4 protein-coding genes are annotated in these 5,575 nt (G+C 62.5%); all 4 read left to right on the plus strand.

Going from position 1 to position 5,575, the window contains the following annotated elements:
- A partial coding sequence (locus Q0K43_RS11640; RefSeq protein ID WP_297290694.1) for a phosphopantetheine-binding protein occupies window positions 1–165 on the plus strand: 165 nt, incomplete at its 5' end.
- Window positions 166–229: 64 nt separating this feature from the next.
- Window positions 230–901 carry a ribonuclease III gene (rnc, locus tag Q0K43_RS11645; RefSeq protein WP_297290691.1) on the plus strand — a complete coding sequence of 224 codons (672 nt, stop codon included), beginning with the start codon at window positions 230–232 and terminating at the stop codon, window positions 899–901.
- Between the two features lie 347 nt (window positions 902–1,248).
- Window positions 1,249–4,818 (plus strand): chromosome segregation protein SMC, encoded by a 3,570-nt coding sequence (gene smc, locus Q0K43_RS11650; RefSeq protein WP_297290692.1) that lies wholly within the window; start codon window positions 1,249–1,251, stop codon window positions 4,816–4,818.
- Window positions 4,819–4,859: 41 nt separating this feature from the next.
- Window positions 4,860–5,575, plus strand: a 716-nt coding sequence (locus tag Q0K43_RS11655; RefSeq protein WP_297290693.1) for a signal recognition particle-docking protein FtsY, incomplete at its 3' end; no start/stop codon positions are given.

Here is a 5,575-nt window from a genome sequence, read left to right on the forward strand (position 1 = left end):
GACACCTCCTTCGAGGATTTGGGCGCCGACTCTCTGGACATCGTGGAACTGACCATGGCGGTGGAAGAGGAGTTCGGTCTGGAAAATATGGATGAGGACGACCTGTCCGGCGTGGCCACTGTGGCCGATCTGGTCCGCTATCTGAAGTCCAAGCTGGAAGACTGAAACGAGATGTGACTGGGGAGCCCCGCCGAAGGCGGGGCTCCTGCCGTGAAAGGAAGAGACGGCTATGGAAGCCTTGGAAGAAAAGCTGGGCTACCGCTTCAACCAGCGGGCCCTGTTGGAAAACGCCCTGACCCACAGCTCCTATGCCAATGAGAACAAGGCCAGAGGCTGTCAGAGCAATGAGCGGCTGGAGTTTCTGGGCGACTCCGTGCTGGGTATGGTGACGGCGGATTACCTGTTCCGCACCCATCCGGACCTGCCCGAGGGGGATCTGACCCGTACCCGGGCGGCCCTGGTCTGCGAGGGCAGCCTGGTAGAGGTGGCCCAGCAGCTGAATCTGGGCGCGTATCTGAAACTGGGCAAGGGTGAGGACGCCGGCGGCGGCCGGGAGCGGCCCTCCATTGTGGCAGACGCGGTGGAGGCGGTGATTGCCGCCGTCTATCTGGACGGGGGTATCGGCTCCGCCAGGAAAATCATCCAGAAATTTATCCTGGACCGGGAAGAGGAAAAGAGCGCAAGCCGGGACTACAAGACCGCCCTGCAGGAGCTGGTCCAGCGGGAGAGCGGCCAGGTGCTGGGCTATCAGCTTATTGGCGCCGAGGGCCCCGACCACGCCAAGATCTTCTCGGTGGAGGTGGATCTGAACGGCACCCCCATCGGCCAGGGTACGGGCCGCAGCAAAAAAGAGGCGGAGCAAGCGGCTGCTAAGGCTGCCATTGAGAAGCTGAAGGGCTGAGAGAGCGCCGGGGCGCTCCGCCTCTTTTGCGCGCGCAAGCGCGCCGCCGCTCTGCGGCGCCAAGCGTTTTGCCGGAGGCAAAACCTTGATGCCGGGCGAATTCACTTCGCCCAGGCAGATGGAATGAAATGAGGTTCCCAAACCGCCGGGCGGTTTGGGCGGCGGAACAAGCGGCTGCTAAGGCCGCCATTGAGAAGCTGAAGGGCTGAGATGCCTGATAGGAAATAACAGGACTGCGGAAAACCGCAGTCCTGTTTTGCGCATACCGGGGTCAAAAGAGTTTGCAATCAGAGCTATTCCTTGATATAATACTTTATTCAAAAGTATGTGTGTTGCGAGGTGCCGTCTTGTATTTAAAAGCATTGGAGATCCAGGGGTTTAAATCCTTCCCGGACAAAACGGTCCTCTCCTTCGGGGAGGACATCACCGCTATTGTCGGTCCCAACGGCAGCGGCAAATCAAATATCTCCGACGCTATTCGCTGGGTCATGGGGGAACAGTCCACCAAGGCCCTCCGAGGCGGTAAGATGGAGGACGTGATCTTCGGCGGTACCGCTGTCCGGAAGCAGCAGGGCTTTGCCGAAGTGTCGCTGATCCTGGACAATTCCGATCACATCTTCCCGTTGGAGGAGAGCGAGGTCATGGTCACCCGCCGGTATTACCGTTCCGGCGAGAGCGAGTACTACATCAACCGCCGCTCCGTCCGCCTCAAGGACGTAAACGAGCTGTTCATGGACACCGGACTGGGTCGGGAGGGTTACTCCATCATTGGCCAGGGCCGCATCGACGAGATATTGTCGGTGAAGAGCGGCGACCGCCGGGAGATCTTTGAAGAGGCCGCCGGCATCTCCCGCTTCCGCCACCGGAAGGAGGAGGCCGAGCGCAAGCTGGAGCGTACCCAGGAGAACCTGGTGCGGATCACCGACAAGATCGACGAGCTGGAACTGCAGGTGGAACCCCTGCGCCAGCAGAGCGAAAAGGCCAAAAAATTCCTCATCCTGCGGGACGAACTGCGGGGGCTGGAGATCTCCCTCTGGCTGGATCAGCTGGAGAAGATCCGGGCCGGGTCCATCAAGACGCTGTCCGATTATGAAAACGCCCTCCGCCAGAAGGGGGAGGTCCAGCAGCAGGTGGAGGACCTGTATGCGGCTGCCGAGACCTTTTCTGCCCAGATGCGGGAGAAAGATGTGGAGGCCGAAGGCGTCCGCTTCCAGATGATGCAGCGTGAGGCCGACGCCAACGGCCTGGAAAACGCCATCGCCGTCCTCAAGACCAACATCCAGAACAACCTGGAAAACCGGGATCGCATCCAGCGTGAACTGGAGCAGCAGGAGGGCAGGGCCGACTCCATCGCCGCTCAGATCGGGGAACGTCAGGCCCGGCTGGAGGAGCTGGACGGGCAGGCTGCCGGGCTGCGGAAAGAGCTGGCCCACCGCCAGGACGAGGCCAGTTCCGCCAGCCGCTCGGCAGGCGTCATTGCCCAGGAACTGGAGCAGCTGCGGCAAAAAGAGGCGGTGGAGAACGCCTCCGCCGCCGAAGCCAAGGCCCTTATCTCCGCCCTGGCCGCCGCCGCCCAGGAGGTGCTGGACCGGGACGAGACGGTGCGGCAGGAACTCTCCGCCGGAGAGGAACGTCTGAACGAGGCGGAGGAGACCCGCCGTCAGGCCGCCCAGGAACTGGATCAGGCCAGAGAGGATCGGGACAGCTTACAGAACATCATCAGCGGCTATACGCTGCGCCTGGAGAGCCGGCAGAGGAAGGCCAAGGAGGCGGAGGAACGCCACGTCAAACTCCAGATGGAGGACAACGCACTGAACTCCCGCATCCATATGCTCTCCGAGATGGAAAAGATGTATGAGGGCTACTCCAAAGCGGTAAAGCTGGTCATGGGGGAGTCCAAGAAGGGACAGCTCCGGGGCATTCACGGCCCGGTGGCGGGGCTCATCCATGTGCCCGATGCCTATACGGTGGCCATTGAGATCGCCCTGGGGGGCGCCATGCAGCATATCGTGGTGGAGCGGGAGGAGGACGGCAAAACCGCCATCCAGTTCCTCAAGCGCCGGGACGGCGGGCGAAGCACCTTCCTGCCGCTGACCTCCATGCGGCCCTCCGAGTTCCGGGATCAGGGCGTACGCAGTGAACCGGGCTTTGTGGGCCTGGGCAGCGAGTTGATCCAGTTTGACCCCAAATATGAGAAGGTTTTTTCCAACCTGCTGGGCCGCACCGTGGTGGCTGAGGACATGGACAAGGCCATCGCTATGGCCCGCAAGTACAGCTACCGATTCAAGATCGTCACCCTGGACGGTCAGGTACTCAACCCCGGCGGCTCCATGACCGGCGGCTCGGTGTCCCGCAGCGCGGGCATTCTGAGCCGGGCCAATGAGCTGGAGCGTCTTGCCCAGCAGCGGGAGGGCGTGGCCAGGCAGCTGGCCGACGCCGCCCGGGCAATGGAGGAGACCCGCCGGGAAGCCACCGCGGCGGCCTACGAGATGGAGACCGCCCAGGCCCAGCAGCGCCGCCATGAGGACGATATCCTCAAGCTGGAGGAGCGGCTGGGACACCTGGATACCCAGCTGGCCGACCTGAAAAAGCAGCGGGCCGACCAGAAGGGGGAGCTGGAACTGCTCCAGACCCGTTCCGCCCAGATCGAGGCGGATACCCGTGCCGCCCGGGCCAGAGTGGAGTCCCTGGAAGGAGCGGCGGCCGCCCTGCGGGCGGAGGCCGAAGGCAAGGTCAAAGGCCAGTCTGACGCCCAGGAGAGGGCCGCCGCCATTGGCGAGGCCATCGCGGAACTGAATATGCGCCTGGCCGCCCTGGAGGCGGAATCTCAGGCAGTTCGGCAGTCCATGACCGAATTGGAGCAGCTGCGCCGGGATCTGAGCGGCGACAAGGCCGAGCGGGAGCAGATGCTCACCCAGTTCCAGGAGAAGAACGACAGCCTGGAGCAGGAGATCGGCGAGAAGGAGCGGCAGCTCCAGATCATCCGCCGGGAGAACGGAGAGCGGCAGGAGACCATTGCCCGCATCAACGACGAGAAACTGGCGTTGGAGGCCCAGCGCAATCAGGCGGACAAGGACGCCCGGGACAGAAACAGCGCCCTGCTGGGCCTGGAGCGGGAGGTCTCCGTGCTGGAGCAGAAAAAGGCCGCCGCCGCAATGGAGGAGAAAAACCTGCTGGACAAGCTGTGGGAGACCTACGAGCTGTCCCACCAGGCGGCAATGGCCCAGCGGGTGGAACTGGAGAGCGTCCCCAAGGCCCAGCGTAGGGTGGGGGAGCTGAAAAAATCCATCTCCAGCCTGGGCAACATCAACCTGGACGCCATCGAAGAATTCCAGCGCATCAACGAGCGGTATACCTACCTCACCGACCAGCGGGACGATGTGCTGAAATCCAAAAAGGAACTGGAGGGCATCATTGCCGATATTACCGAGGAGATGCGTGCCATCTTTGCCAAGCAGTTTGCCATCCTCAACGAGGCCTTTCAGCAGACCTTTGTGGAGCTGTTCCGGGGCGGCAAGGCCACCCTGGAGCTGGAGGACCCGGAGGATATCCTCAACTGCGGCATTGAGATTAAGGTACAGCCTCCCGGCAAGGCATTGAAGGTACTCTCCCTGCTGTCCGGCGGCGAGAAGGCCTTCGTGGCCATCGCCCTCTACTTTGCCATTCTGAAAGTGCGGCCCACCCCCTTCGTGGTTATGGACGAGATCGAGGCCGCCCTGGACGACGCCAACGTGGTGCGCTTTGCCCACTACATGCGCCAGATGGCGGATAAGACCCAGTTCATCGTCATCACCCACCGCCGCGGTACCATGGAGGAGGCCGACGTGCTGTACGGCGTCACCATGCAGGAGCAGGGCATCAGCCGGATGCTCACAATTAACCTGAACGATGTGGAAAAAGAGCTGCATATCAAATAAGACGGCAGTTTCATCATGAACTGAAAGGAACCAACATCAATATGGGCTTTTTTGCGAAGATCAAGGCGGGCCTGACCCGCACCAAGGAGAACATCGGCCACTCCATCGACCAGTTGTTTGCCGGTGAGCTGAACGACGACTTTTACGACGAACTGGAGGAGACCCTGATTCTGGGGGACATGGGGGTGGACACCACCCTCAAGGCGGTGGAGGAACTGCGCCGCCGGGTGAAGGAGGAGAAGATCAAGGACATGGACTCCGCCCGCACCTGCCTGCGCCAGGTACTCACCGAAATGCTCCAGGTGGGCCAGCCGGACCTGCACCTCACCACCACCCCGTCGGTGGCCCTGTTCATCGGCGTGAACGGCGTGGGCAAGACCACTACCATCGGCAAGCTGGCCGCCAAAATGAAGGGGGAGGGCAAGCGGGTGCTGATGGCCGCCGCCGACACCTTCCGGGCCGCCGCCGCCGACCAGTTGGAGATCTGGAGCGGGCGCTCCGGGGTGGAGATCGTCCGTCAGCACGAGGGGGCCGATCCCGCCGCCGTGGTGTTTGACGCGCTGACCGCCGCCAAGGCCAGAGGCACCGATGTGGTCCTCATCGACACCGCCGGGCGGCTGCACAACAAGCAGAACCTGATGAACGAGCTGAACAAGATCTCCCGTGTGGTGGATCGGGAACTGCCCGGCTGCGACCGGGAGACCCTGCTGGTGCTGGACGCCACCACCGGCCAGAACGGCCTGATCCAGGCCAAGCA

The organism is uncultured Flavonifractor sp. (genome assembly GCF_944383115.1).
In the GTDB taxonomy this organism is placed as follows: domain Bacteria; phylum Bacillota; class Clostridia; order Oscillospirales; family Oscillospiraceae; genus Flavonifractor.

Coding starts and splice junctions, on each gene's coding strand:
- rnc (WP_297290691.1), top strand. CDS start 230: ATGGAAGCCTTGGAAGAAAAGCTGGGCTACCGCTTCAACCAGCGGGCC.